At 68.9% G+C, this 25638-nt stretch carries 29 protein-coding genes, 3 tRNA genes and 3 pseudogenes; 23 read left to right on the top strand and 12 right to left on the bottom strand.

The window, feature by feature from the left end; translation table 11 throughout:
• Positions 1-110: 110 nt before the first annotated feature.
• Positions 111-187, top strand: a tRNA-Arg gene (locus JOF29_RS35945).
• 124 nt (positions 188-311) lie between these two features.
• On the opposite strand, the gene JOF29_RS35940 is transcribed toward JOF29_RS35945, so the two are convergent.
• The gene (locus JOF29_RS35940) at positions 312-881 is read right to left on the bottom strand and encodes a TIGR03086 family metal-binding protein (protein ID WP_209698804.1); all 570 of its coding nucleotides are present in this window, start codon (positions 879-881) and stop codon (positions 312-314) included.
• Between the two features lie 64 nt (positions 882-945).
• On the opposite strand from JOF29_RS35940, the gene JOF29_RS45745 reads away from it, so the two are divergent.
• From JOF29_RS45745 to JOF29_RS35915, 5 genes are all read left to right on the top strand, one after another.
• Entirely contained in the window at positions 946-1689 is a 744-nt protein-coding gene (locus tag JOF29_RS45745; protein WP_307863859.1) for a DUF6597 domain-containing transcriptional factor, read from the top strand.
• Between the two features lie 434 nt (positions 1690-2123).
• A complete protein-coding gene (locus JOF29_RS45740) occupies positions 2124-2618 on the top strand; it encodes a DUF4387 family protein (protein ID WP_209698803.1) in 495 nt (164 codons plus the stop codon).
• A 61-nt stretch (positions 2619-2679) separates the two neighbouring features.
• On the top strand, positions 2680-3813 hold the full coding sequence (gene dnaN / locus JOF29_RS35925; RefSeq protein WP_209698802.1) for a DNA polymerase III subunit beta: 1134 nt from the start codon (positions 2680-2682) through the stop codon (positions 3811-3813).
• Between the two features lie 99 nt (positions 3814-3912).
• Complete coding sequence (locus tag JOF29_RS35920; protein ID WP_209700179.1) at positions 3913-4521, top strand: YdcF family protein; 609 nt, start codon at positions 3913-3915, stop codon at positions 4519-4521.
• Entirely contained in the window at positions 4518-4658 is a 141-nt protein-coding gene (locus JOF29_RS35915) for a hypothetical protein (protein ID WP_209698801.1), read from the top strand. The genes JOF29_RS35920 and JOF29_RS35915 overlap by 4 nt, the downstream gene beginning before the upstream one ends.
• On the opposite strand, the gene JOF29_RS35910 is transcribed toward JOF29_RS35915, so the two are convergent.
• Positions 4640-5407, bottom strand: coding sequence for an alpha/beta fold hydrolase (locus JOF29_RS35910; RefSeq protein WP_209698800.1), 768 nt, complete (start codon positions 5405-5407; stop codon positions 4640-4642). The two genes, JOF29_RS35915 and JOF29_RS35910, sit on opposite strands and share 19 nt — an antisense overlap.
• A 262-nt stretch (positions 5408-5669) precedes the next feature.
• On the opposite strand from JOF29_RS35910, the gene JOF29_RS35905 reads away from it, so the two are divergent.
• Positions 5670-6419 carry a GntR family transcriptional regulator gene (locus JOF29_RS35905; RefSeq protein WP_209698799.1) on the top strand — a complete coding sequence of 250 codons (750 nt, stop codon included), beginning with the start codon at positions 5670-5672 and terminating at the stop codon, positions 6417-6419.
• Here the strand turns inward: JOF29_RS35905 and JOF29_RS35900 are convergent.
• Together JOF29_RS35900 and JOF29_RS35895 are read right to left on the bottom strand one after the other, a co-directional pair.
• Positions 6412-7200 (bottom strand): GNAT family N-acetyltransferase, encoded by a 789-nt coding sequence (locus JOF29_RS35900; RefSeq protein ID WP_209698798.1) that lies wholly within the window; start codon positions 7198-7200, stop codon positions 6412-6414. The two genes, JOF29_RS35905 and JOF29_RS35900, sit on opposite strands and share 8 nt — an antisense overlap.
• A gap of 23 nt (positions 7201-7223) precedes the next feature.
• The gene (locus JOF29_RS35895; protein WP_245359797.1) at positions 7224-8198 is read right to left on the bottom strand and encodes a LacI family DNA-binding transcriptional regulator; all 975 of its coding nucleotides are present in this window, start codon (positions 8196-8198) and stop codon (positions 7224-7226) included.
• A gap of 281 nt (positions 8199-8479) precedes the next feature.
• Between JOF29_RS35895 and JOF29_RS35890 the strand changes: the two genes are divergently transcribed.
• The 3 genes from JOF29_RS35890 to JOF29_RS35880 all read left to right on the top strand — a co-directional run bounded on the left by JOF29_RS35890 (position 8480) and on the right by JOF29_RS35880 (position 9689).
• Positions 8480-9034 carry a dihydrofolate reductase family protein gene (locus tag JOF29_RS35890; protein WP_209698796.1) on the top strand — a complete coding sequence of 185 codons (555 nt, stop codon included), beginning with the start codon at positions 8480-8482 and terminating at the stop codon, positions 9032-9034.
• A gap of 150 nt (positions 9035-9184) precedes the next feature.
• Positions 9185-9391, top strand: coding sequence for a hypothetical protein (locus tag JOF29_RS35885; RefSeq protein WP_209698795.1), 207 nt, complete (start codon positions 9185-9187; stop codon positions 9389-9391).
• 94 nt (positions 9392-9485) lie between these two features.
• Positions 9486-9689 (top strand): cold-shock protein, encoded by a 204-nt coding sequence (locus JOF29_RS35880; RefSeq protein WP_130381366.1) that lies wholly within the window; start codon positions 9486-9488, stop codon positions 9687-9689.
• Positions 9690-9733: 44 nt separating this feature from the next.
• Here the strand turns inward: JOF29_RS35880 and JOF29_RS35875 are convergent, their stop codons facing one another.
• Positions 9734-10213 (bottom strand): GNAT family N-acetyltransferase, encoded by a 480-nt coding sequence (locus JOF29_RS35875; protein ID WP_209698794.1) that lies wholly within the window; start codon positions 10211-10213, stop codon positions 9734-9736.
• 65 nt (positions 10214-10278) lie between these two features.
• Here JOF29_RS35875 and JOF29_RS35870 point away from each other — a divergent pair, with 65 nt between their 5' ends.
• The 5 genes from JOF29_RS35870 to JOF29_RS35850 all read left to right on the top strand — a co-directional run bounded on the left by JOF29_RS35870 (position 10279) and on the right by JOF29_RS35850 (position 13817).
• Positions 10279-11145 (top strand): class I SAM-dependent methyltransferase, encoded by an 867-nt coding sequence (locus JOF29_RS35870; RefSeq protein WP_209698793.1) that lies wholly within the window; start codon positions 10279-10281, stop codon positions 11143-11145.
• 51 nt (positions 11146-11196) lie between these two features.
• Complete coding sequence (orn, locus tag JOF29_RS35865; protein ID WP_209698792.1) at positions 11197-11817, top strand: oligoribonuclease; 621 nt, start codon at positions 11197-11199, stop codon at positions 11815-11817.
• Positions 11818-11896: 79 nt separating this feature from the next.
• A tRNA-His gene (locus JOF29_RS35860) sits at positions 11897-11969 on the top strand.
• 553 nt (positions 11970-12522) lie between these two features.
• Positions 12523-13011, top strand: a complete 489-nt coding sequence (locus JOF29_RS35855; RefSeq protein WP_209698791.1) for a SigE family RNA polymerase sigma factor — start codon at positions 12523-12525, stop codon at positions 13009-13011.
• Positions 13012-13310: 299 nt separating this feature from the next.
• Positions 13311-13817, top strand: a complete 507-nt coding sequence (locus tag JOF29_RS35850) for a hypothetical protein (protein ID WP_209698790.1) — start codon at positions 13311-13313, stop codon at positions 13815-13817.
• A 47-nt stretch (positions 13818-13864) separates the two neighbouring features.
• On the opposite strand, the gene JOF29_RS35845 is transcribed toward JOF29_RS35850, so the two are convergent.
• Entirely contained in the window at positions 13865-14476 is a 612-nt protein-coding gene (locus tag JOF29_RS35845) for a MarC family protein (RefSeq protein ID WP_209698789.1), read from the bottom strand.
• 38 nt (positions 14477-14514) lie between these two features.
• Here JOF29_RS35845 and JOF29_RS35840 point away from each other — a divergent pair, with 38 nt between their 5' ends.
• Positions 14515-14865 (top strand): thioesterase family protein, encoded by a 351-nt coding sequence (locus tag JOF29_RS35840; protein WP_209698788.1) that lies wholly within the window; start codon positions 14515-14517, stop codon positions 14863-14865.
• A 25-nt stretch (positions 14866-14890) separates the two neighbouring features.
• Here the strand turns inward: JOF29_RS35840 and JOF29_RS35835 are convergent, their stop codons facing one another.
• From JOF29_RS35835 to JOF29_RS44955, 5 genes and pseudogenes are all read right to left on the bottom strand, one after another.
• Positions 14891-15883, bottom strand: a complete 993-nt coding sequence (locus JOF29_RS35835) for a cation diffusion facilitator family transporter (protein ID WP_209698787.1) — start codon at positions 15881-15883, stop codon at positions 14891-14893.
• 13 nt (positions 15884-15896) lie between these two features.
• Entirely contained in the window at positions 15897-16517 is a 621-nt protein-coding gene (locus tag JOF29_RS35830) for a response regulator (RefSeq protein ID WP_209698786.1), read from the bottom strand.
• Positions 16514-16984, bottom strand: coding sequence for a sensor histidine kinase (locus JOF29_RS45735; RefSeq protein ID WP_307863857.1), 471 nt, complete (start codon positions 16982-16984; stop codon positions 16514-16516). Before JOF29_RS45735 ends, JOF29_RS35830 begins: the two co-directional genes overlap by 4 nt.
• Before the next feature lie 13 nt (positions 16985-16997).
• Positions 16998-17309, bottom strand: a pseudogene (locus JOF29_RS45730) (histidine kinase); the annotation flags it as partial.
• A 246-nt stretch (positions 17310-17555) separates the two neighbouring features.
• Positions 17556-17684, bottom strand: a complete 129-nt coding sequence (locus JOF29_RS44955) for a hypothetical protein (protein WP_281067462.1) — start codon at positions 17682-17684, stop codon at positions 17556-17558.
• Positions 17685-17771: 87 nt separating this feature from the next.
• Between JOF29_RS44955 and JOF29_RS35820 the strand changes: the two genes are divergently transcribed.
• From JOF29_RS35820 to JOF29_RS46205, 3 genes and pseudogenes are all read left to right on the top strand, one after another.
• Complete coding sequence (locus JOF29_RS35820; RefSeq protein WP_245359793.1) at positions 17772-18626, top strand: SMP-30/gluconolactonase/LRE family protein; 855 nt, start codon at positions 17772-17774, stop codon at positions 18624-18626.
• A pseudogene (locus JOF29_RS46210) lies at positions 18623-19228 on the top strand (ankyrin repeat domain-containing protein); the annotation flags it as partial. The gene JOF29_RS35820 and the pseudogene JOF29_RS46210, both read left to right, overlap by 4 nt.
• Before the next feature lie 107 nt (positions 19229-19335).
• Positions 19336-19638, top strand: a pseudogene (locus JOF29_RS46205) (ankyrin repeat domain-containing protein); the annotation flags it as partial.
• A gap of 147 nt (positions 19639-19785) precedes the next feature.
• On the opposite strand, the gene JOF29_RS35810 reads toward JOF29_RS46205, so the two are convergent.
• On the bottom strand, positions 19786-21516 hold the full coding sequence (locus JOF29_RS35810) for an aminotransferase class V-fold PLP-dependent enzyme (RefSeq protein ID WP_245359791.1): 1731 nt from the start codon (positions 21514-21516) through the stop codon (positions 19786-19788).
• A gap of 104 nt (positions 21517-21620) precedes the next feature.
• On the opposite strand from JOF29_RS35810, the gene tenA reads away from it, so the two are divergent.
• The 4 genes from tenA to JOF29_RS35790 all read left to right on the top strand — a co-directional run bounded on the left by tenA (position 21621) and on the right by JOF29_RS35790 (position 25635).
• A complete protein-coding gene (gene tenA, locus JOF29_RS35805; RefSeq protein WP_209698784.1) occupies positions 21621-22283 on the top strand; it encodes a thiaminase II in 663 nt (220 codons plus the stop codon).
• Positions 22280-23827 (top strand): phytoene desaturase family protein, encoded by a 1548-nt coding sequence (locus tag JOF29_RS35800; protein ID WP_209698783.1) that lies wholly within the window; start codon positions 22280-22282, stop codon positions 23825-23827. The genes tenA and JOF29_RS35800 overlap by 4 nt, the downstream gene beginning before the upstream one ends.
• Before the next feature lie 60 nt (positions 23828-23887).
• Positions 23888-23960, top strand: a tRNA-Lys gene (locus JOF29_RS35795).
• A 244-nt stretch (positions 23961-24204) separates the two neighbouring features.
• Complete coding sequence (locus tag JOF29_RS35790) at positions 24205-25635, top strand: helix-turn-helix domain-containing protein (RefSeq protein ID WP_209698782.1); 1431 nt, start codon at positions 24205-24207, stop codon at positions 25633-25635.
• The last annotated feature ends 3 nt before the right edge of the window (positions 25636-25638 follow it).

Genomic DNA, 25638 nt, shown 5'->3' with positions numbered 1-25638 from the left:
GTTACCGGGATGGAACGACATCCCTGTACTTCGACGCCGCCCGGAGCACCGCGATCGGGAACCCAGAGGCGGGATCGCCCGGGTATCTGAGAGACTCTTCCCTGCCGTACGCCCCCGTAGCTCAGCTGGATAGAGCGACAGACTTCTAATCTGTGGGTCGCAGGTTCGAATCCTGCCGGGGGCGCCAGGCGAATCCCCAGCTCAGAGGGTATTCGGCACCATACACACCCGTCGGAGGCCCTGCCGTGGGGCGGCGTACCCTCCGGCTCCATTTCGGAGGGTACGCCGCTCGCTCAGAGCCGGAGTCGTGACTACGCCCAGGCGGGATCACGGCCGGTCAGGGCGAGGATGCGGTCCAAGGTGGGCGCGTCGGCCGGCACCGCGACCTGCGGTCCGTACATGCCCAACCCCCGCCCCTGCTCCACGCCGGCGAACATCGTGTCGTGCAGGTGCGCCAGCAGGTCGGCGGGCAGTTCCAGCTGCTGCCCGGTCGCGACCGCCAGGTCCCAGCCGTGCACGGCCAGCTCGCCGACGATCATGTCGCCCATGACGGGCGCGGGCAGCATCTGCGGCGTGCCCATGCTCGTCTCGCCGTCCCAGGCGCTCGGCGGCGCCCACGACGACGTGATGTCGTCGAGCAGGGCGAGCAGGCGTCCGCGCCAGTCGCCGGCAGCCAGGTCCACATCGGACTCGGCGGTCGCCGGCTGCGGAACTGACTCCTTGCGGCCGGCGCCGGCCAGCGAGGGACCCCAGAACAACAGGTGGTTGACCAAGGCCCGCACGTCGTAGTCCGTGCATGGAGTCTTGTTGGCGAGCTGGTCGTCGGTGATGGTGCGGGCGACTGCGGCCATGGCCTCGGCCGCGTAGGAAAGGTGTGACATGGCGGCGATGCTAGGTGGCGTGCACCGGAGGGGTATTGAACAAAGACGACATACACTCTGCCGGGTGGGACGCGACATTCGTGAGCGGGCGAGTGCGTGGAGCAGGTATCAGCGCCACGCGTTCCACGACCCGTCGCCGGCGCTCGCGCCATGGGTGGAGCATTACTGGGAGGCTCGCTGGGACTACGCCGAGCCCTACCGGCAGAAGATCGTGCCGTACCCGAACGTGCACCTGTCGTTCGGCGGCGGCCGCGCGGACGTCAACGGCGTGTGCAGCTGCTACCAGATCAAGGTCCTCGAGGGCCGCGACCACGTCTTCGGCGTCGCGTTCCGGCCGGGCTGCTTCCGCCCGTTCCTCGGCGCCTCCGTCTCGACGATCACCGACCGTGTCGTCCCGGCGACCGAAGTGTTCGGCTCTGACCCGCCGACGACACTCGACGGGCCGGCCATGGATGCGTTCCTGCTGAGACACCTACCGAACGACGACACCCGGGCCCGCCAGGCGGCGGCCGCTGTCGAGCTGATCGCCGGGGACAAGGCCGTGACCAGGGTCGAACGCCTCGCCGGTGAGCTGGGGCTGAGCATGCGGGGGCTGCAACGCCTGTTCGCGGAGAACGTCGGCATCGGCCCCAAGTGGGTGATCCGCCGCTACCGCCTGCACGAGGTGACCGCACGCATGGCCGCGGGCGGGGCGATCGATTGGGCCGCGCTGGCGGCGGACCTCGGCTACGCCGACCAGGGCCACTTCATCCGCGACTTCAAGAGCATGTTCGGCGAGCCACCGACCTGGTACGCGCAGCGGTATTAGGCCGTGTTGCCAACGGAAGCTGGGAAGCCGGGTGCACCCCAGACTTCGGCGTCGAGCAGCGCCATTTCCAGTCCGGGCCACGCCTCCCGCCGCGACGGCGCAGCCGCGTCGTGTCCATCTCGCCGCGTAATTGTGTGGGGTGGCTAAGACGTGCGCCTGCTCAGGCCGTTGGATGCGCCGCGGTGACCTCCGTCTCGTGGTCAAGCAGATCGAAAGGTAGTTGCTCCGAGCCTCTTGAACGTCGGCCGGCTCCACCGAGAGCCGGGGTGCTCGAGGAGGTCGGGTCGTGGAAACGGATGGCCGCGGGGTGATGCCACCGAGTGCTGGTGGTGCTTGTCTGGACGGCGCTGACGGTCGCCGGTGTCCTGATGCTGGTCTATCCACCGGCGGCGGGTGACCCTGTCGCACCACCTTTGATGGATGCAATGTCGCAGGTGATCACTCGGGCCATCCCTGGCGCCGGCGTGGCGCAGACGGGCATCGAGCAGTTGAGTGCCGGCGGCTCCGCTGGAGGATCCAGCGTGATGACCGAGATCCTGATCGGTGGGGCACTGGCGCTGCTCGTCCTGCTCTGGGTCTTCGGCTCAGCGCTGGCGATCCTGCCGCTGATCTCCGCCCCGGTGTCGACCCTGACCATGCAGCTGGCCATCTATGGCCTCACTTACGTGACCAACATCCACATCAACCCGGCAGCGCAGTTCATCGTCGCTCTGCTCGGGTACCTGCACCTGAGTACGAGTCCGGCACTGACGGTCGACACGTTCGCCCGTCTCTACCAGGTCGAGCCCGCACGGGTACGGATGTACCACCACCGGCCGGCGCTCGCGATCAAGATCGGCGTCCCACGTCCGCACGTACAGAGCGCCCTCGACGACCCCGACTGCTGCGGGGGTCAGCAATACAGCCTGCTGCTCGACCTCGCGCTCTGACCGCCGGAAACTGTCGGTGGCGCCTGATTGGCTGGGTTCTCTCGATGGGGAGGAGTCAGGGATGAAGGTTCGGGTCGGGCGAGAGGTGCTGGCCGAGGCGGTCGGGTGGGTGGCTCGTGGGCTGCCGAGCCGGCCGAGTGTGCCGATCCTCGCCGGGATGGTGGTCGACGCGGCGGACGGTCAGGTGACGTTGTCCGGGTTCGACTACGAGAGCTCGGCGCAGGTCAGCGTGCCGGCGGAGGTGGCCGACGAGGGGCGGGTGCTGGTGTCCGGGCGGTTGCTGGCGGACATCTGCCGGAGCATGCCGCGCGACACGGTGGAGCTGAGCGCGGAGACCGCCCGGGTCCAGGTGAGTAGCGGGGCTGCCCGATTCGTCCTTCACACCCTGCCGCTCGATGAGTATCCGCCGCTGCCGGAGATGCCGGCGGCGAGCGGGGTGGTCGACGGCAACGTGTTCCAGCGCGCGGTGGCGCAGGTGATCAGCGCGGCCGGGCGTGACGACACGCTGCCGGTCTTCACCGGGATCCGGCTGGAGGTCCGCGGGTCGACGATCTCGCTGCTCGCCACCGATCGGTATCGGCTGGCCGTTCGTACGTTCGAGTGGCAACCGGTCGACGCCGGCGCCGAGACGAACGCGCTGGTCCCGGCGAAGCTGCTGCTGGACGTCGCGAAGGCGATGGCCGGTCACGAGGTCACGCTCTCCCTCGGTTCGACCCGCACAGGGGACGGGCTGATCGGGTTCGAGGGCGGCGGCCGGCATGTGACCAGCCGGCTGATCGACGGCGAGTTCCCGAAGGTCCGCGGGCTGATTCCGGCCGCGAACGCGATCGCGTCGACGGTCACCGTGCAGACCGCCGCGCTCGTCGAGGCGGTGAAACGGGTCGCGCTGGTGGCGGAGCGGTCGGCGCCGGTGCGGCTCACGTTCGCGGACGGTACGGCGACGCTCGACGCGGGCAACGGTGAGGAGGCACAGGCCTCGGAGTCGGTCGAGGTCACACTCACCGGCGACCCGGTGGTGACCGGTTTCAACGCCGGGTACCTGCTCGACGGCCTGGCCTCACTCGGCACGCCGGTCGCCCACTTCGCCTTCACCCAGCCGATCAAGCCGGCCAACCTGACCGGCCTGCACTCCCCCGAGGACCCGCCGACCGCCGACGCCGCGTACATCCTGATGCCGATGCGCCTGCCGACCTGATGTCAGCACGTCGGACGACTACTGGGAGCGCGTCTGTTTTGGATGAGGACGTGACCGCCCGCTACCTCGTTCCTCGACGACGCAGTACGGCGACGCGGTCTGGACATCGCGACGGGACGACCGGAGGCGCACGTCTTCCGGGACCTGCTCATCAGGTACGGCGTCCCAGCGGGGCGGATCAAGGTCGAAGACCAGTCCACCAACCGCGGGGAGAACGCGGACTTCACCCGCCGCCTGATCGTCACACCGCGGACGTTGCTCCTGATCCAGGATCCGACGATGCAACGTCGTACTCACGCCTGCTTCGAGCGCTCGTTCGCCGACCTCCCCGGTACGACGATCCTCAGCCACGCCCCGCTGATCCCGTGGATCGGCCCCCGCCGAAGTCCTTGCCGCCTGCAACCGTCTGCCCGGCTCACCTCGTCATCCTTTAGGTCGCACCCGGGATCGTGCGGAGGGCTGACGTCCGGTACGTGGAACCGGAGCCCGCGGTCGTTCGTGGTCTCGCGGGCGGTCCGGCTGTACCCGGCGTACTGGGTCGCGGCCACGCTGGTCGGTCGGCTTCAGCCAGGCGCGGTTCCCGTCTCGTTGCCGCGGCACCTGGCGAACCTCACGATGTTCAACTCGCTGCCGAACGTCCAGAACGTCGAGCCTGGTGCACACGCACCCTCGGCTTCATCATCTTCGAGCGCCTCGGCGACCAGGTGAACCACGTCCTCCTGGTCGCCGCCACGATGGCGCTGATGGTCGGCGTACCTGCCGCCCTGCACTACGGCGGGGAGCGGCCGCTGGCGCCGCGCCTCAAGCGCCTCCTGAGCAAACCGGTTCAGGCACCGACGAAGTAGTCCTTCAGCACCGCTGCCAGCGTCTCCGGCGCCAGTGTGTGGAACGTGCCGTCATGACCTTCCACAGTGCCCTGCGGAAGCGCTGCGGCCGTCTCTCGCACCGACCGCTGCAACCACTCCGGGCTGGCGTTGCTGTAGAGCCCCAGCGTCGGTACTTCGATAGACGCGAGCAGCTCGACCGGTACGGCGCTGTCCCGCAGTTGCAGCGCGTCGTACACCAGTGTGGGCGCCATGGCCTCCAGCCCGGCCCACATGGGTGTCTGGCGGATCTGTTCGACCATCTCTCGCGGCTGGCCGACCGCCTCCACCATGAACAGCTCAGCCGCGCCACCTGGGTCTCCAGCCGCCACGTACTCCTGCAATCGCTCCAGGTACCGCTCCGGCTCCGGCGGCGCGCCCTCGACGCGGAACGGCGGCTCTACGACTGCCTGCTTCTCGAATGGCAGCCCTGCCTGCAGCAGCACCATGCTCCCCGAAGAGAACGCACATGCGTACTGGGCGCCGGTGGCTGACCGTACGGCGTCCAGGTCCTCCCACTCGCACTCCACGGCGTACGGCGTGGTGTCACCGGAGTCACCGCGACCACGCCGGTCGTACGCGATCACCGTGAACGTGGACGACAGCGCCTGGGCGTACTCGGCGAAGTACGCGCGACCCGTGAAGGCGCCGGCTACCAGTACCAACCCGGGTCCGCGACCGGTCACGTCGTACGCGATCTCGGTGCCGTCCTTCGAAACGACCTTCTCCATCAGCTAGCTCCTCTCTCTGACAGACCGTCGAACGAGCTCCCCCCGAACCAGACACACTGTGATCCAGTTCACACCATTGCCCGGGATCTTCCCGGCTTACTACGGCTGGATTATGTATACGGGCGACTGCACACTTCATGCGTAGGTTCGGTGCTCTGGCGGCTCGGCCGCGGTTCCCGGATGCCGCGGAGCTGCAGGTCAGGTCATGGCACTTGGTAGACTGTCTACCAAGTGCCATCACTGGAGGACCGGGAGGGACCTGATGACGACGATCAGTGCGGGGCCAGGGGCGGGTGCGGAACCGGCAGGCGCACGGCACGTCAAGCGGCCGCAGCCGTTGCGCGAATCGGTGTACGAGGCCCTCACCGAGATGATCATCGACGGCACGCTGGAGCGCGGGCGGCACCTCGTCGAGGTCGAGCTCGCCGAGTTGCTGGGCGTCTCCCGCCAGCCGGTGCGCGAGGCCCTGCAGCGGCTGAACAACGAGGGCTGGGTGGACCTGCGCCCCGGGTTCGGTGCGATGGTGCACGTGCCCGCGGAGGACGAGGTCGACCAGTTGCTCGCGGCCCGCGCCGCGCTCGAGTCCGAGTCCGCGCGACTCGCGGCCCGGCACGCGTCCAAGGAGGACGTCGCCAAGCTCCGCGACCTGTGCAAGGTCGGCACGGCGCACCAGGAGGCCGGCGACATCGACGGCACCGTCCGTACGAACGGCGAGCTGCACAGCCTCATCACCGAGATGTCGGGCAACCGCTTCCTCGTCGACTTCGCGGCGCAGGTCGACCGCCGCGTCCGGTGGTACTACACGCCGGTCGCTCCCGTCCGCGGTGCGGCGTCCTGGCGCGAACACAACCGCCTCGTCAAAGCCATCAGCGAAGGCGACGAGGACAAGGCCGCCCAGATCATGCGCGAACACACCGAACACACCCGCAAGGCCTACCACGACCTCCAGGCCGCGGCCCCCACCCCCGCGCCGTCCGCACCCGCCCAGAAGCGTCGCCGACGGACTAACTGAGCTGTACTTCGTATCTGACCAGCCGTGCGGTGATCCGGAACCCGTGCCGAAGGTAGAGCTCCTGCGCACCCGTCGGACTCTCCCCGTCGACAGTCAGGTGGAGTTGGAGTCCTCGGGAGCGCAGCAGCACCGAGCCGAGCAACGCCGTACACACACCGCGCCCGCGCCACCCGGGCACAGTCCCGATCGGCCCTAGCTCGACACTGCCGTCTGCCTGGGAGAACCCGAGAACGAACCCGGCCACTCGACCGTCGGGCGTGACAGCCAGCGCGCCCTGGTCTGGCAGGCGGTCCCACAACGTACGCGGTTCGACGAGCCGCTGGTCGCGGTACGCCTGCTCGTAGGCGTGCTGGAACTCGTCCTGCAGCACGTCCCCCGGCCCGCAGTACCTGAGCGGCGCCGCCAACTCCGGCTCTCGCTCGGGCCAACTGATGCCGTCGTGGACCATCGTCCACACGGAGAAGGCCCGCTCGAAGGGTGGGTCATCGACGATCTCGTCTGCAGGCAGCGCGATCTGCAGGACCCGCACCCCCGGCGTCGCCCTCGCCAGCCGCACCAACTGAGCGGCTGCTTCGTCAGATCCTCCACGCACCCACCAAGCGCCGTACCCTCTGCGCTGCCCATCCGCCGGCGGGAGGACCGCGACGGCCGCGTCGTTGGTCGCGGTGATGTGGACCCGCCAGCTGCGCAGGAACGCCGCGACCTCGGCCACGCCAACCGCTGCAAGTCCGGCCAGGAACTCGGCGTCCGCAGCAGTAGCACGATGCCACTCGGTGGTCATGACCGCACCATCCCACACGCTCGTCAGCGGAGACTGGCGGTGCTGTTGCGGAGGATGAGGGTGGTGGGGACGGCGACCGGGGCGTGGTGGCCGGTGGAGTGGATCTCGGCGAGCAGGGTGTCGACGCTGCGGCGGCCGATGTCGGTGAAGGTCTGACGGACGGTGGTGAGCGGCGGCCAGAACTGGGCCGCCTCCTCCATGTCGTCGAAGCCGACCACGCTGACGTCGTCCGGCACCGACCGGCCGTGGGTGTGCAGGGCATGCAGTACGCCGAGCGCCATCTGGTCGTTGGCGACGAAGATCGCGGTGATGTCCGGATCCGCGGCGAGCCGGCAGCCGGCGGCGTACCCGGAGGCTGACGACCAGTCCCCGAACAGCGCAGCCGGTACGTCGCGGCCGCGGTCGCGGAGCGTCTGCTCCCAGGACCGGCGACGCTGGTCCGCCGCGAACGACGACGGCGGCCCGGCGACATGCCAGACGGTCCGGTGCCCCAGCTCGAGCAGATGCTCCGTCGCGAGCCGGGCGCCCTGCGTCTGGTCGGTGTCGACGACCGGGTGGTCGTAGTGCGCGCCGGCGTGCACGACCACGACCGGCAGCCCGACGGGCAGCCGTACTTCCTCCAGTACGTGGGCCTCGATCATCATGATGACGCCGTCCACGGCCTGCTCCCCCAGCCGGGTGAACGCGTCCACGACCGCCTGTCGGCTGACCGAGAGCACGGGCATCAGGTTGACGGAGTACCCGCGCGCGGTGGCGGCGGTGGCGATCGCGTCCAGGGTTCGCGTCGTACCGAACGTGGAGAGTTCGAAGACGATCACGCCGATACTGCGGAACTCGCCGCTGCGCAGCGCTCGCGCGGCGCCGTTCGGGCGGTAGCCGAGCTCGCGCATCACGTCCTGCACCCGGGCTCGGGTGAGTGCGTCGACGTTCTGCCGGCCGTTCGCGACCCGCGAGACGGTCTGCCCGGACACCCCGGCCAGCCGTGCGACGTCGGCCATCGACGGACCCCGCCGCCGTCCTACCGTTCCCTCCACCCGGCACCTCCCGTGTGGCAGGAGTCTAGACATGTTTGCGTCAACACATCGGCTTGACGGCGCGTCAGACACCGACCTTGCCGGCCAGCAGATCGGCGACCGCGTGGGCGGCGCGCAGATTGCATACAGAATGCGGTAGGCGACGCTCCGAATGAGGTCAAGGTCACATTCGCGGGGACCGATGATTCTCAGCCGGTCCGGCGGTATGTACCGGCGTGAAGCACTCGACAGAAGGAGCAGGAGCCATGGGACACGTCATCGTCACCGGATTCGTCAGCATGGACGGCGTCATCACGGACCCCGACGGCTCGGGAGGTACGCCGTTCGGCGGCTGGGCGTTCCGGCACGGACCTGAGACCACCGGCGGGGACAAGTTCCGGCTGGGCGAGCTGATGGACACGGGCGTGCTGTTGCTCGGCCGGAACACCTGGGAGCTGTTCAGCAGGCTCTGGCCGAACCGGACCGACGACTTCTCGACCAAGATGAACAAGATGGCCAAGGTGGTCGCGTCGCACACGCTGACCGACCTCTCGGTGTTCCCCAACTCGACCCTGATGGAGGGTTCGCTGGCCGACTACGTACGTTCGGAGCCGCGGCCGATCGCGGTCACCGGCAGCCTGAGCGTCATCCGTGCACTGCAGGCGGCGGACCTGGTCGACGAGTACCGGCTGATGACGCTCCCGTCGATCGTTGGCGACGGCGAGAAGATCTTCGGCCCCTTGGACCAGCCCGTGCACCTGAAGCTCGCTTCGGTCGTCCCCGCCGGTGCGGCCTCGCTGGCGACGTACGTCAGGCCGTAGCAGGATGGGCTGGCTCATCGGGTACGGCGGGGGGCCGCGGAGCGCGGGCGGGTAGTAGTCGAGGTGCCGGCCGACCCGGACTGGGCCGCTGTCGCTCAGAGCGTTGCTGATGCGCTAGGGCCACTCCCCCGGGTGCAGGGCGGCGAGGAGTTGAGTAGGCAGCGGCAGTACGAGAACCTCGCGGCGGGCCGGCAGGGGCGGTTGTGGCAGGCGGATCGTGGGCTGGCCGAGCTGCCGCCGAACCCGTTCGCCTGCGAGTGCGGAAGCCCCGGATGTGCGTGCACTTGGCCCGGAACTCCGGACGAGTACGACGTACGGCGCGGCGAGGGGTGGCTGACGACTCATCCAGCGTGCTAGGGTTTTGCATTGTTGCAGTTGCAGTTCCACGTTCGTGTCGAAGCGCCCGCGGATTTGTGATCCGCCGGGCGTTTTGTCGTATCAGGAGAAAATCATGGCTTTGGGAACAGTGAAGTGGTTCAACGGCGAGAAGGGCTTCGGCTTTATCTCCCAGGAGGACGGCGGCGCCGACGTGTTCGTTCACTACTCGGCGATCCAGACCCAGGGCTTCCGCTCCCTGGACGAGAACCAGCGCGTCGAGTTCGAGATCGCCCAGGGCCCGAAGGGCCTGCAGGCCGAGAACGTTCGACCGGTCTGATCTCGGCCGTCTTCCAGACGGTAGTTTTCGGCGGCAGACCCGGCTCAGGCCGGGTCTGCCGTGCTCCACAGGTACTCGCCGTCCTCCAGTACGTCGGTGCAGGCGAGACCGATCGCGGCTGCCACGGCGGCCGACGCGGTGTGTTCCGGATGTACGTGTGCGATGATCCGGTGGGCGTTTCCCGCCCGTAGCCAGGTGACCAATCCCTGCGCTGCTTCCTTCGCGAATCCCCGGCCCTGCCATGCGGTGCCGATCACCCAGGCAATTTCCGCCGTACTTCCGGTGACCGTGGCCTGAACGTAGCCGATCAGGTTGTCGTCGTACCGGACGATCCAGTTCAGCCACTGTTCGCCTTCCCGGTCAGGACCGGCCAGTTGGCGGCGGTAGCGCGCCCCGAGCGCCTCCACGGTCGGCGGTTCCCCGCCGGTGAACGTGTAGAGAGCCGGGTCGGACAGCACCTCTGCCATCGGTACGGCGTACTCGACCTGCAGCGGCAGCAGCGCGAGGCGCTCGGTGGTGATCATCGCGCAACGGTAAACCTCGTCATCCGGCGTGTGCTGTCCAGCCCGTCCGTACCAGACTGGTCGGCATGATCGAGATCGACTGGGCTGGAGAGGCCGGGCGGCTGCGGACGTCCGCCGAGGGCGAGACCGACTGGAACGCGGCGGTGGCCGGCCCGCTCGTCCGCGACGGCGACCAGATGCTCGCGGACGTCGGGTGCGGCGGGGGCGGGATGGCGAAGGCCCTCGCCGAGGCGCGGCCCGGCGCGACGGTGGTGGCGATCGACGCGGATCCCGACGTACTGGCGCAGGCACGCGAGTACACGGGTGGGCTCGTGCGCTGCGAACTCGCCTCGCTCGACGACGGCGCGGAACCGTTGCGCCAGGCAATCGGTGCACCGGCGGACCTGATCTGGGCGTCGGCCTCGGTACACCACGCCGCCGATCAGCAGGCGGCCGTGGACGCGCTCGCGTCGCTGCTCGCCCCCGGCGGACGGTTGGCGCTGGCGGAGGGCGGGCTGCCCGCGCGGCAACTGCCGTGGGACCTCGGGATCGGCGAACCCGGCCTGGAATTGCGGCTGGACGTCGCGCAGGACCGGTGGTTCAAGGTGATGCGGGACTCGCTGACCGGAGCTGTGCCGATGCCGTACGGGTGGACCGAGGCGCTGACCCGGGCCGGGCTCGTCGACGTGACCACGCGGAGCGTGCTGAGCGAGACGCCCGCACCGCTCCAGCCCGCGCGGATGGACGCTGTCGTGCATGCGTTCCGGACGCGGATCGAGCGGCTGACCGGTGTCGGGCACGGTCAGGTGCCCGAGGAGGAATGGCTCAGTCCGGAGGACGTCGACGTCTGGCAGCAGTTGCTGGACCCCGAAGGGCCGTATTTCCTCGGACGTCGCACAGACCTCGCCGTACTGTCCGTCCGGAGCGTCCACATCGGGCACGCGCCGCGCTGACCGGGCACGCGGTCGCCGTACTGTCGGACCGTCGCCGTAAGGTGGGTGCCCATGAATGACCGGCTGGTGTGGATCGACTGCGAGATGACCGGCCTCGATCTGGAAAACGACGCCCTGATCGAGGTCGCGGTGCTGGTCACCGACTACGAACTGAACGTGCTCGGTGACGGGATCGACCTGGTGATCGCGCCGCCCCCGGGCGCGCTCGAGCAGATGGGTGACTTCGTCCGCGACATGCACACCGCGTCCGGGCTGCTCGACGAGCTCCCTGCCGGCATCCCGCTCGCCGACGCCGAGCAGCAGGTGCTCGACTTCATCACGTCGTACGTCAAAGAGCCCCGCAAGGCCGCCCTCGCCGGGAACTCCGTCGGCACCGACCGCACGTTCCTCGTCCGCGACATGCCCCGCGTCGAATCGCACCTGCACTACCGCAACGTCGACGTCAGCTCGATCAAGGAACTCGTCCGCCGCTGGTACCCGCGGGTGTACTACGCGACCCCCGCCAAGAACGGCAACCACCGCGCGCTCGCCGACATCACCGAAAGCATCGCCGAACTCCGGTACTACCGGGAGACCGTGTTCGTGCCGCAACCCGGACCCGACTCCAGCACCGCGCGAGCCGCCGCCAGCCTCATCACCGCACCCGCCGAGGACACCTCGACCGCCTCCTGAGCCGCGGATTCACCCTCGATTTCTGGTCCCGCCACTTCGTCGCTATGATTGCTCAGCCGTCGCACTTCGGGCGGTAATGGTGGGTGTAGCTCAGCTGGTAGAGCACCTGGTTGTGGTCCAGGTGGTCGCGGGTTCAAGTCCCGTCACTCACCCGATGGCCGGCCATGCCCGCGCAGAAGCGCGCGGGAGTGGTCGGCTTCGTCATTTTGTGCGGCTGCGCTTCGCTTGCCGCGAGCGGGGGCTCCGCCACCCGCACCCCCTTCGCCTTCGCTTCGCTCGGCTGCTGTGGCTGGGTTTGGCTTTCTTGGTCGGCTGCTGTGGCTGGGGTTGGCCTTCTTGGTCGGCTGCTGTGGCTGGGGTTGGCCTTCTTGCTCGGCTGCTGTGGCTGGGGTTGGCCTTCTTGCTCGGCTGCCGTGGCTGGGTTGGCCTTCCTGGTCGGCTGCCGTGGCTGGGTTGGCCTTCCTGGTCGGCTGCTGTGGCTGGGGTTGTTTGTTGCTCATCTCCTGGTGCTGTTGGTGGGAGGATGCTTCTGTGAAGTTGAGTGGGAGTGCTTGGTTCGGGTATGGGGTTGTGGTTGTTGTGACGTTTGTGGTCGGGGTGTTGGCGTTGGGGGTTTGGGTGCTTTCGTTGGTGTTTTGAGGTTCTTGTGACCTGACGCGCTTGTGGATGCGTCTCTTGAGGCAGAGGCGTCTACGGGAGGTGTGGATGGGTACGGGCGAGGACTTCGAGGAGTTCGCGCGGGTGCAGATACCGCGGTTGTATCGGACTGCCTGGTTGTTGTGCGGGGATCGGCATCATGCCGAGGATCTGGTTCAGGAGACGCTGGCCAAGTTGATGACGGCGTGGGGGCGGATCGACACGCCGGGGGCTTATGCGCGAACTGCGCTGGTGCGGACGTTTGTTTCGCAGCGGCGGCGTAAGAGCTGGGGAGAGCGGCCGACGGCCGACGTGCCCGAGGTGGTCGAGCGGGCTGGGGACGTGGAGCTGCGGCTGGCTCTGCAGAGCGCGTTGGGGGAGCTCGCGCCGTTGGATCGGGCGGTGCTGGTGCTGCGGTACTTCGAAGATCGCAGCGTCGAGCAGGTGGCGCTCGATCTCGGCAAGAAGACCAGTGCGATCACAACTCGCACCGCCCGTGCCCTGGAACGCCTGCGGGCGGTCCTCGGTGAGGGTGCCGACCAGCTGATCGCGCACTGAGACCAGGAGAACCCAAATGAACACCAAGCTCACTGACCTGATGGAGCGGGCCACCGAGAACCTCGAGCCCGTCACACCCGACCTGCTGGAACGTACCGTCGCGCACGGCACCCGGCTGCGCCGCCGTCGTACGACACTGCTCGCCGCGGGCGGCGCGGGCGCCGTACTGGCCACCGCCGGCCTGATCGCGGGCGGGATCCACGTGTTCAGCTCCCCCGCCGACAGCGCGGGCCGCCGGTGCGCCGAGTGGAATCGCAAAGCCGTCCGCGAAACCGCCGGCGACGGTGGGGGCGACACCGATGACACCGACGCCGACGCCGTCCGGCACGCACGGTCCCGGCTACACGAAGACGCTCAGCACACTGAAGACGCTCCTGACGGCACCAGGCCGGACCTTCTCGAGCCCGGACGCCTGGGGCGACGGCAGGTTCAGCGCCGCGGCGTACGTCGTCAACGACGGCCACGGCGCGTCCCGGGTCGAGGTCATGCTCTCCGGCGGCGAGCAGAACCCGTGCGTACCAGTCCGCCAGGGCTGCAGCACGCTCCCGGACGGCTCCGTCCTGTACGTCGAGAAGGAGTCACCCGAGTACACCGACAGCCGTCAAGCGGAGTTCGGTGTCGTGAACAACTACGTCGTCCTGCAACGCCGCGACGGCCGCAGCATCAGCCTCACCAGCTACAACGGCCCGCAGGAGAAGGGCAAGCCGCACACCCGCGCCACGCCCCTGCTGTCCGTCAAGGACCTCACCGCGCTCGCCAAGAGCAAGGCGTGGAAGCTCCCGCCGGTCTCCAAGATCGGCAAGTAGACAAGTAAGTAGCCGAGCAGGCCCGGCGCTCAGGTGGGCGCCGGGCCCTACTTCACCGCGAGCACGCCGTGGGTGACGAGCTCGACGCCGATGGCCAGTGTCAGGAAGCCGATGATCCGGCTGAGCGCCCCGATCCCGGTCGGGCCGAGCTTGTCGACGAGCGGCGTGCCGAACCGGAGCAGCACCGCCACCAGCGCCGCGATCACGGCTACTCCGACGATCACCCCGAGCCGGTTGGTGATGCCGGGGTGCCGCGCGGTCAGCGCGATCACGACGCCGATCGCGCCGGGGCCGGCGACCAGCGGCAGCGCCATCGGCGAGAACGACACGTCCGGCTTCGCCACGCCGTGCGTCTTCTCGTCGTCGGTCAGCGTCTGCCGGGACACGATCATCCCGAAGCCGGAGTGACCGACCACCAGGCCGCCGGCGATCTGCAGCGCGGGCAGGCCGATCCCCAGGCCCTCCAGCACCAGCGTGCCGAGCAGCGCGAACACCGTCAGGATGCCGAGCACGTAGACGCCCGTCATCACCGCCTGGCGCCGCATCGCGGCGCGCTCGACGCCGTCAGTCAGGCCTGCGAAGGTGGCCAGCGCGCCGACCGGGTTGGTGATCGGCAACAATGCAGCCAAAGCCGAAACCGCCACGTGTACGGGCTCCACGGTCGGGAAGCGTACACCTCGTGTAAGGACAGTTCGCCGTGCGACATGAAGTGACCCCCTCCGACACCGCGCTCGCCGTCGGCAGCGGAGACGTGGAGGTGCTCGCCACGCCCCGGCTGATCACCTGGCTCGAGTACGCGACCGTCCAGCTCGCCCAGCCGCTGCTGGCCGCCGGCCAGACCTCCGTCGGTACGTCGGTCCGCGTCCGCCACCGGATGCCGACCCGCGTCGGCGACACCGTGGACATCGCCGCGGACGCCCCCGAGCTCGACGGCAACCACCTGCGCTTCCAGGTCCGTGCCACCAACTCCGCGGGTCAGCTGATCGCGGACGGCGAACTCGTCCGGGTCGTCGTCGACCGCGAACACTTCCTCGCGCACGTGCCTTAGCGCACGTGCCTTAGGGCGACGTGCCCTACGACTGCGGCTCGACGTACCAGCGGGGCAGCTCGGCCGGCTGCAGGCTGGTGGCGTCGCCCGGCCGGGACAGCGTCAGGATGGCCTGCTGGATCTCCGGCCGCGCGTTCAGCGCGTCCTCGATCGCGTACAGCCGGCCCGCGACCTCGGACTCGACGTCGTTGCCGATCACATCGACCGCCGCGACCAGGAAGATCCGGTCGGCGCCGACCCACTCCATGTGCAGGAAGGTCACCCGCTCGATGTCCTGGTGTGCGAGCAGCGCCCGGAGCACCCGGTTCCGGGCCAGCGGGGTGACGGCCTCGCCGGTCAGGAAGTCCATGTTCCGGCTGATCAGGAACAGCGCCACCACGCCGAGCAGAACGCCGACCACGATCGACCCGACCGCGTCCCAGGCCGCGTTGCCGGTCAGCTGGTGCATCAGGATCGCGAGCGTCGCGATCAGGATGCCGATCAGCGCGGACAGGTCCTCGACGAACACGGCCCGCAGTACCGGGTTGGAGGTGATCCGGACGTACCGCCACGGCCGCAGCATCCGCTCCACCGCACCGGCCTTGGTCTGCCGCAGCGCCTGCGTGAACGAGAGCCCCTCGAGCACGAACGAGACGCCGAGCACGGCGTACGCCCAGCCGTACGACGCGGCCTCCGCCTCGCCGTGCTGCAGCGACTGGATGCCGTGCCACACCGACACCGCCGCGCCGACCGTGAACAGGCCGAACGCCGCGAACATCGACCAGATGTACCCGACCCGTCCGTAGCCGAGCGGATGCGTCCGGTCGGCCGGCTTCCGCGCCCGCCGTTCCCCGACCAGCAGGAAGATCTCGTTGCCGGTGTCGGCCCAGGAGTGCGCGGACTCGGCCGCCATCGCGGCGGATCCGGTGATCACCGCGACGACCGTCTTCGCGAGCGCGATCAGCAGGTTCGCGGTGAGCGCGACCAGCACTGTCAGGAGGCTCTCGCCACCGCCCTCGTCGTTCTCGGAGCTGCTCACCCTCAGACCATACTCAGCTGACCGCCCGGATGATGCGTTGCTCGATCGCGCGTGCCACGGCGGCGGCCCGGGTCTCCACCTCCAGCTTCGTGTAGATGTGCTGCAGGTGCGACTTGATCGTCGCCTCGCTGACGTAAAGCGTCTTGGCCAGATCCCGGTTCGACTTGCCGGTGGCGAGCAGGCCGAGGATCTCCACCTCGCGCTCGGTCAGCGTCGGGCCGGTACGCCGGATCAGCCGGGCGGCGACCGTCGGCGCGAGCACGGTCTCCCCGCGGGCGGTGCCGCGGATCGCGCGGAACAGGTCCTCCGACGGCGCGTCCTTCAGCAGGTACCCGGAGGCGCCCGCGTCGATCGCACTCATGATGGCGGCCTCCGTGTCGTAGGTCGTCAGGATCAGCACGTACGGCGAGTCAGCCCTCCGCCGCAGCTTCGCGGTCACCTCCGCCCCGCCTGGGCCCGGGCCGAGGTTGAGGTCCATCAGCACCACGTCGGGGCGGACCGCCGCGACGAGCTGCTCGGCGCTGGGCGCGTCCGACGCCTCGCCGACGACGGTCAGATCGTCCTCGCCGTCGACCAGCGCGCGGATGCCGGCCCGGACGACCGGATGGTCGTCGACCAATGCCACCCGGATCATCCGTCCTCCGTGGCCTTCAGGGGGATCGAGGCGGCCAACGCCGTACCGTCCCCCGGTTCACTCTCCAGCACGAGCGTTCCTCCCAGTTGTCTCAGCCGTTCCCGGATCCCGGCCAGTCCGTGGCCGCGGTCGGAATCGATCTTGACATGAGATCGCGGAAGGCCCCGGCCGTTATCCACAACGTCGAGGACGACCGCATCCGGGTGGTAGGTCAGCGTCACGAAAGCCGAATCCGCGTGCGCGTGTTCGAGCACGTTGGCCACCGCGCCGCGGGCCGTGCGGAGCAACGCGGTCTCCACCTCGGAGTCCAGCGTCACCGGCGTACCGTGCACCTGTACGTGGATCTTGAGGTCGCTGTGCGCAGACAACCGCTCGCAGGTCTTGCGAAGTGCGTCCGGCAGACCTGCAGCGAGCTCTGCGGGTGGCCAGGTCGCGCACGACTCGCCTGGCTTCGTCCAGACCGTCACGTGCCGTGGCTGCTGCCTGTGCCGCGTGCTGGCGCGCAACAGCGGGCTTGTCGTCCCACTCGCGCTCTGCGGCCTGCAGCAGCAAGTTGATGCTGGACAGCCCCTGCGCCACGCTGTCGTGGATCTCTCGCGACAGCCGGGCCCGCTCCGCTATCACCCCGGACTGGTGCTGTGCGTCGGCAAGATCGCCCTGTGCCGCGTGCAGCTCGTCCAGCAACGCCTGTCTGGCCAGGGCGTCCCGCTCCAGCGCCCGATAGGCGCCCACGGCAAGCACTGCGATGCAGACCGGCCCCAGCACGATCGTCGGGTCCAACCGGTCGGTCATCCGGGTCCACTGCACCACGGTGACCACAACCATGCCGGCCACCACCAGACAGGCCGGCCGGAACGACAGGATGCGTAGCGCAACAAAGGACAGCGGCACGGCGCACCAGGCGAATGACGGCGCCAGAAGCACCAGCACGCACCACTCCAGCACCAGTAGCGCGAGCCAGACCCGGCTGGGCAGCAGACGGTAGCCGGCGTACGTCGCCAACAGCACTACGGCCGCCAGGAGGAGCCACGGATCTCGCTAGGTAAACCCGTGGCCGCTCAGGTACCGCACCACGGAGGCCAGCACCAGCACGACCAGCGCCGCGTGCAGCGCGGCCACCAGTCGGGTCGCGTGGCTCAGGATCGACGGGGTGTGCGCAGTGGACATGTTCAGCCGATCGTAGGCCCGGTTGGGCCGGTTCCGAATCATCCGTTCGGCTATCCGTTGATGGCCAAACACCCGTCGTGCGTGGGGGTGCCGCGGACGGAGGCTGGAGGCAGCTCGAAATCCACCGATCGTTGGAGAGGTACAGATGTCTGTCCGTTCGCTGTCCGCCACCCTCGCACTCTCCGCCACGCTGCTCGGCGCCGGCGCCTCGACGGCGTTCGCGGCCCGGCCGAACACCTACGAGCTCGCCGCGACCCCGGCGGCTCGAAGTTCGAGGGCATCGGGTACGACGCCCGTACCAGGAACTACTACGTCTCCGAGACCACCGGCGGTGAGATCCACCGCGGCCAGGTCAATTCCCCCACCGCGGTCGAGTGGCTGAAAGGCGACGGCACCGACGGCCGCTGGACCGCCCGCGGCGTGAACGTCGACTCCCAGGGCCGGGTGTACGTCGCCGGCGGGCCGAACGGGATCGACCACCCGGGCGCGCCGGACCTCTGGGTCTACGGCCGCGACGGCAAACTGCTGGCCGCGCTCCGCACCGGCGTACCGGACTCGTTCCTCAACGACATCGCGATCGGCCCGGACGGCGCCGCCTACTTCACGAACTCGAACGCCCCGCAGATCTTCCGGGTCGCCGAGCGGCACGGCCGGTGGACCGTCAGCACCTGGGCCGACGCGACCGGGTCCATCCAGACCGCGGACGGCTTCAACCTCGGCGGCATCGTGCTCTCCCCGGACCGCAGGGCGCTGGTCGTGGCCCAGGGCAACGTCGGCAAGCTTTGGCGGTTCGACCTGCGGACCGCGAAGCCGACCGACCCCGACCGGGTGCTGACCACCGCGAAGCTCGCCCAGGGCCGGCTGCTGGTGGTCGACAGCAAGTTCGACGAGGCGACCGCCGTCCCGCCGTACCAGGTCATCACGCTCGACCCACGCCGATGAAACGCCGCCCGGTCGCAGTGGTCGCCGTCCTGATGATGGCAGCGACCACCGCGTGCTCCACTGATACGAGTAACAGTCCACGACCCAACCCGTCACCCTCGAGGAGCGCAACCGTGCCGTCCACTCTCGACAGCCAGCTGATCGCCGCCGCCTGGAAGAACGACGTCCCGGAGGCCAAGCGGCTGATCGAGGCAGGCGCCGACGTCAACGCCCTCGACGACACCGTCCAGAGCGCGTTCCTGATCGCCGCCAGCGAGGGCTACCTCGATCTGCTGAACCTGACGCTCGCGCACGGCGCCGACGTCCGCAGCCTCGACAGCTACCACGGTACGGCGCTCATCCGGGCCGCCGAGCGCGGTCACGCCGCAGTCGTCGGCCGGCTGCTCCAGGCGGGCGTCGCGGTCGACCACGTGAACAACCTCGGCTGGACCGCGCTGCACGAGGCGGTCCTGCTCGGCAAGGGCACCCCGCAGTACGTCGACACCGTCCGGCTGCTGATCGCCGGCGGCGCCGACCGGAACAAGCCCGCCGTCAACGACGGCACGACCCCGGTGCGGGCCGCGAAGGAGCGTGGCCAGACCGCCGTGGCGGCCGCACTCGCCCCGGACGCTGCCGACGACCTCCGGGACAAGCACGTCGCCGCCGGCGCGCTCCTCGGCGCCGCGGCGTCCGGCGTACGGCGCTGCTGCTGGCCTCACTCAACGACCGGGTGGACGTCGCACGCCTGCTCGTCCAGCTCGGCGCGGATCCCGACGCGCAGGACGACCGGAAGGACTCCGCCTGGCTCGTCACCGGCGTCACCGGGAGTGTCGCGATGCTGGAGACGCTCCTCCCGGCGAACCCCGATCTGACCCTGCGGAACCGGTTCGGCGGCATCTCGGTGATCCCGGCCAGTGAGCGCGGTCACGTCGACTACGTGCGGCGGGTGGTGCAGACCAAGATCGACGTCAACCACGTCAACGACCTCGGCTGGACCGCGCTCCTCGAGGCGGTCCTCCTCGGCAAGGGCACGAAGCCGTGGCAGGACATCGTGCAGATCCTCGTCGACGCCGGCGCCGACCCGAGCCTCGCCGACCAGGGCCGGCGTCACCCCGCTCCAGCACGCCCGGTCCAGCGGCTACGACGACATCGCCAAGATCCTCCGCACCGCCGGTGCGCGTTAGTCCCGGATCAGGCAGCGAGAAGGGAGCTCGAACCAGCGGAGGTGGTCGAAGCCGGTGTTGACCTGACCGTCCGGGTCGGCGGTGTCAGCGTTGTCGGCGTCGTTCTGGGCGCAGATGGCCAGCAGGTCGCGGGCCTCGGCGAGGTAGTCGTCGAGGGCGGACTCGGGCGCGGTGTGGTCGTGCCGCGGATACCTGAGCCTGCCGTCGGCGTCGTACCCGACCTGGGAGAGTCGCATCGGCGGCTCGACCGGGCCGCTGTGGTGCCGCCAGAGGCCGTTCGCCGGGTCGAAGCGATAGTCGCCGAGCAGCCGCCAGCCGTCCCGGGCGACCAGCTTGACCGCCTCGACGACGTACGAGAACACCGCCTCGGAGATGAAGTAGTTGAAGTTCACCCGCACCCAGCCCGGCTTGATCCCCTCGCAGCCGTGCAGGATCTCCTCTTCGAACTCGTGCGACCGGGCCAGGTCGATCCCCAGCAGCGCGTGACCGTACGGGCCGGCGCACGAGCACCCGCCGCGGGACTGGATTCCGAAGAGATCGTTCAGCAGTGCGACAACGAAGTTGTGGTGCAGGTACCGCCCGGACGGCCCCTTGACCACGAACGAGACGATCGACAACCGCTCGGCGTCCAGGTTGCCGAGGATCTGCAGGTTCGGCTCGCGCCTCCACGCCTCGACCGCGCGCCGCAGGTACGCGTCCTCGTGCGCGCGGATCACGTCGATCCCGACCGCCTGCTTCAGCTGGAACGCCAGCCCGGCACGGATCGACCCGATGATCGCCGGCGTCCCGCCCTCCTCGCGGTGCACCGGGTCGTCCAGGTAGCGGTGCTCCAGCGGGTTCACGTACGCGACCGTGCCTCCACCCGGTACGTCGGGCACCCGGTTGCGGAGCAGCTCGCGCCGCGCGACCAGCACACCCGGCGTACCCGGACCGCCGATCAGCTTGTGCGGGCTGAGGAAGATCGCGTCCTTGTAGGCGAGCGGGTCCTGGTCGTGCCCGCCGTACATGTCGATCTCGACGTACGGCGCGGCGGCGGCGCAGTCCCAGAAGGACAGGGCGCCGTACCGGTGGAGCAGCGCGGACACCCGCTGCGTGTTGCTGACGATGCCCGTGACGTTGCTCGCCGCCGAGAACGAGCCGATCTTGAGCGGGCGGGCGGCGTACTGCTGCAGCCGGGACTCGAGCTGGTCGATGTCGATGTGGCCGTCCGCGTCCTGGTTGATCAGCACCACGTCCGCGATCGACTCCCGCCAGGGCAGCTCGTTCGAGTGGTGCTCGTACGGGCCGATGAAGACGACCGGCCGCTGCTCCGGCGGGATCTGGTCGGTCAGGTGGTACGTGTCGTCGAGCTCGGCGGGGATCCGCAGGCCCATGATCCCGATCAGCTTGTCGATCGCCCCGGTCGCGCCGGAGCCGCAGAAGATCACCGCGGTCTCGTCGTCGCCGCCGACGCTGTTGTGAATGATCCTCCGGGCGTCCTCCCGCAACCGGGTGGTCTGCAGACCAGTCCCGCTGGACTCGGTGTGGGTGTTCGCGTACCGCGGCAGGACCTCCTCGCGGATGAAGTCCTCCAGGAACGTGAGCGCGCGACCGGACGCGGTGTAGTCGGCGTACGTGACCCGCCGCGGCCCGTACGGACCGGGCATCACCTGGTCGTCCCCGATCACCGATGCACGGATCTGCCGGAGCAGCGGCGTCTCCGGCGGCATCCCCTCGAGTGCACCCATGCTTCCACCCATGCTTCAGAGTAGGGCGTCGAGGTGAGCTGCGTCTCGTGATCCGTGCGCGCTCTGTGGATAGGGTCGGTGGCAGTCGACGGCGAGGAGTGGGGATGACGTTTTCCAGCGAGCTGTGGGACCGCGGTGCCGCCTCTGTGTACGACCAGATCGTCCGGCACCCGTTCATCACCGGCCTGACCGAGGGGACCCTGGGCCACGACGCGTTCCGGTACTTCATCACGCAGGACAGCCACTACCTGCGCGCGTACTCGCGGGCACTCAGCCTGGTCGCGGCACGGGCGCCCGACGAGGACGCGGTCAGCATGTTCGCGCTGCACGCCGCCAACGCGATCGCAGTCGAGCGAGAGCTGCACACGTCGCTGCTGGAGTCTCTCGGCCTCACGGCAGCCGACGTGGACGCGGCTGGTTCCGGGCCGACCACAACGGCGTACATGTCCTATCTGACGGCTGTGTGCGCCACAGGCACGTACGCCGAGGCCGTGGCCGCCGTCCTGCCCTGTTACTGGATCTACCGGGGCGTGGGGCGGGAGCTGCTCAAGCAGTCGTCACCGGACCCGCTGTACGCGAAGTGGATCGCGACGTACGGCTCGGAGGAGTTCGACGTCGTGGTCGAGCAGGTGCTTGCGGTGACAGACACACTGGACGTCGGCACTGCGGAGCGGGAACGTTGTCACCAGCACTTCGCTACGACGTGCCGCTACGAATGGATGTTCTGGGACGCCGCTTATCACACGCTCGATTGGCCGGTGGGATGAAGGACTTCTACGACGTCGTCATAGTGGGCGGTGGGCACAACGGTCTCGTGGCCGCCACGTACCTGGCCCAGTCCGGGTTCTCCACACTCGTCCTGGAGCAGCAGGCGCACACGGGCGGCGCAGCGGTCAGCGAGCGAGTGTTCCCGGGTGTTGACGCACGGCTGTCGCGGTACTCGTACCTGGTGAGCCTCCTGCCCGACAAGATCGTCGCCGACCTGGGGCTCGGCCTGGACCTCCGCTCACGCGCCGTGGCGTCGTACACCCCGGTGCGGCGTGGTGGCCGCGACGTCGGCCTGCTGGTCGAGCGGCCGGAAGGCCCTGGCACGAGGGACTCGTTCCGGGCGCTCACGGGCAGTGACACGGAGTACGAGGCCTGGACCGACTTCTACGGAGCTGTCGGCTCGCTGGCCGCAGCCGTAGCACCCACACTGCTCGAGCCGCTCCAGCCGGCCGCAGAGATCCGCTCCCGCGTCGACAGCACGCTCTGGAATGAGCTGGTCGAGCGACCGCTCGGCGAGACCATCGAGCGCCGTTTCGCCGACGACACCGTCCGGGGCGTCGTCGCGACCGATTCCGTGATCGGAACGTTCGCCGGCCTGCACGACGAGTCACTGATCCAGAACAGGTGCTTCCTGTACCACCTGATCGGCAACGGCACCGGCGAGTGGCGGGTACCGGTGGGAGGCATGGGAGCGGTCACTGACGCGCTGGCTGCAGCCGCGCGACATGCAGGTGCCGCACTGGTCACCAACGCGGAAGTCACCTCCGTAGAGGTCGACGGGACGCGCGGCTCGGTCACCTGGCTCGGCGGCGACGGCGAGCGGTCCGTGGACTGCACCTGGGTGCTGTCGAACGTCGCCCCTTCGACGCTGGCTGCGCTACGTGGTCAAGCCGGCGTCGAGAAGCCGGAGGGGTCGCAGCTGAAGATCAACCTGCTGCTGCGCCACCTGCCGGCGCTGAAGTCGGGCGACGACCCGGCGCGCGCGTTCGCCGGCACGTTCCACATCGACGAGGACTACAGCCAGCTGGAGTCGGCGTACCAGTCCGCTTTGGCTGGTGAGTTGCCGGCGGTACCGCCATCGGAGGTCTACTGCCACTCGCTGACCGATCCGTCGGTCCTCTCCCCCGAGCTGGTTGCCGCGGGCTACCAAACGCTGACCGTGTTCGGTGTGCACTTCCCCGCCCGATTGTTTGCCTCCGACAACGATTCGGCCCGCACCGAGGCCACCCGGCGGGTGCTCGCCGGCCTCGAGTCGTACCTCGCCGAACCACTCGCGGACTGCATCGCCCGGGACACCAACGGCAACCTCTGCATCGAGGCCAAGACGCCGTACGACATCGAGGAATCCGTCGGCATGCCCGGCGGCCACATCTTCCACGGCGACCTCCAGTGGCCCTGGGCCACCACCCCCGCCGACATCGGCCGCTGGGGCACCGAAACCGACACCCCCAACCTCCTCATCTGCGGCTCCGGCGCCCGCCGCGGCGGCGCCGTCTCCGGCCTCGGCGGCCACAACGCCGCGATGACCGTCCTCACCCACTAACCGATTTCGCATCTCCCCGATCCCCCTGCTACGATCCTCTTCGTTCGAAAGCACCACCAAGCGCCGCTAGCTCAATTGGCAGAGCAGCTGACTCTTAATCAGCGGGTTCGGGGTTCGAGTCCCTGGCGGCGCACAAAAGCCCAGGTCACGCGAGTGTCCTGGGTTTCGTCATGTCTGGCACGGGCCCTTTACGTGCCCCTTTGCCAGATCCACCCTTCGTGGCGAGCGCCCAGGGTCTTGTTCAGGTCGCCCTCGCCGCCTCTCGTTCACCATTACTGTGCGTCACGTCACATCGGTTCGCGTCGCTGCCGATTTCTCGGATTCTCAGCCGCGCCGAGCGTTGAGCTGCCAACCATCACCCCGGTTGGAGGCCTGAGATGTCGAGACCACCGCTGCCCATCGGAGGCTGGGGAAGCATCTCGGCCAGCGTCGAGAGGACCGACGACAAGGGCAAGCCTGTCGCCTACCGCGCAAAGACGAAGTTCCGCGACCACGACGGCCGCGTCCGCGTTGTGTCCGCGTTCGGCAAGACCAAGACCGCCGCCGAACGTGCACTTCTGAAGAAGGTCCAGGACCGCGCGAAGACCAGCCAGTCGGGCGAGCTGACCGCGATGCACAAGATCAACCACCTGCTCGACCTCTGGGAAAAGCGATTCGAGGGCCTGGTCAACGACGGCACACGCTCCCCCACCTCCCTGGATACCTACCGGCGCGCCCTCAAGAACCACATCCGTCCCGCCGTCGGCGAGCTCCGCATCGGCGAGGCCAGCACCCCACGCATCGACACCGTCCTGTCCAAGATCAAGAACACGTCCGGCGCCCCCACGGCCAAGACCTGCCGCGCCATCCTGTCTGGGGCTATGAAGCTCGCCGTCCGCTACGGCGCCATGTCCGTGAACCCTGTCCGCGAAGTCGACGCCATCGAAGCCAAACCCAAGAACCCACCCCGAGCCCTCACCACCGAAGAAGTCACCCTCCTCCGCAAGAGCCTGGCCGCCGACCAACGAGCCGTCCAAGCCGACCTCCCCGACCTGACCACCTTCATGCTCGGCACCGGCGTCCGCATCGGCGAAGCCCTCGCCGTCCTCTGGGAGCAGGTCAACCTCGAAACCGGCACCGTCAAAATCACCCACACCATCGCTCGGCTGCCAGGTGGCGGCCTGATCCGCAAGACCACCAAGTCACGAGCCGGCCAACGGGTCCTCAGCCTCCCCGCCTGGGCCACCGCCAGACTCCGCGCCCGCTTCGCTGCAGGCGTCCGCCTCGACAACCCCATCTTCTCCGACACCCGCGGCGGCTTCCGCGACCCCTCGAACACCCGCCGCTCCCTCCGCACCGCCCTGTCCCCCGTCGGAAGCGCCGCCCGCCGCGACCTCGGACTTACCCTCCAGACGCACCGCCGCAAGATGCGCATGTCCCGCAAGCAGGTAGCTGCCACGCTCGGATGGCCTCAAACCAGAGTGGAGCTGGTCGAAACCGGCCGCATCAAGGTCGACGACTCACTTGTTGCCAGCCTCGTCAAGATCTACGGCATCGACCTCAACGACAGTCCTGACCTGCTTGCCCAGCTTGAGGCGGCCATCCAACCCGCCGAGTCAGACAAGCTCGCCTGGATCCGCTCTCACGCCCTCCGCAAGACCACCGCCACCGCCCTTGACGAGGCCGGCCACACCGCCCGCCAAGTTGCCGACCAACTGGGTCAGGCCAAGGTCTCGATCACGCAAGATGTGTATATGGGCCGTCGAGCCGCCAACCCAGCCGCCGCCGAAGCGCTCGAAAGAGCCTTCGACGACCCCGATTTGCTCTGAAGG

It is taken from the genome of Kribbella aluminosa (assembly GCF_017876295.1).
In the GTDB taxonomy this organism is placed as follows: Bacteria; Actinomycetota; Actinomycetes; order Propionibacteriales; family Kribbellaceae; genus Kribbella; species Kribbella aluminosa.
Note: the sequence above shows the minus strand (reverse complement) of the source record. Positions and strands in the feature narration are given on the sequence as shown.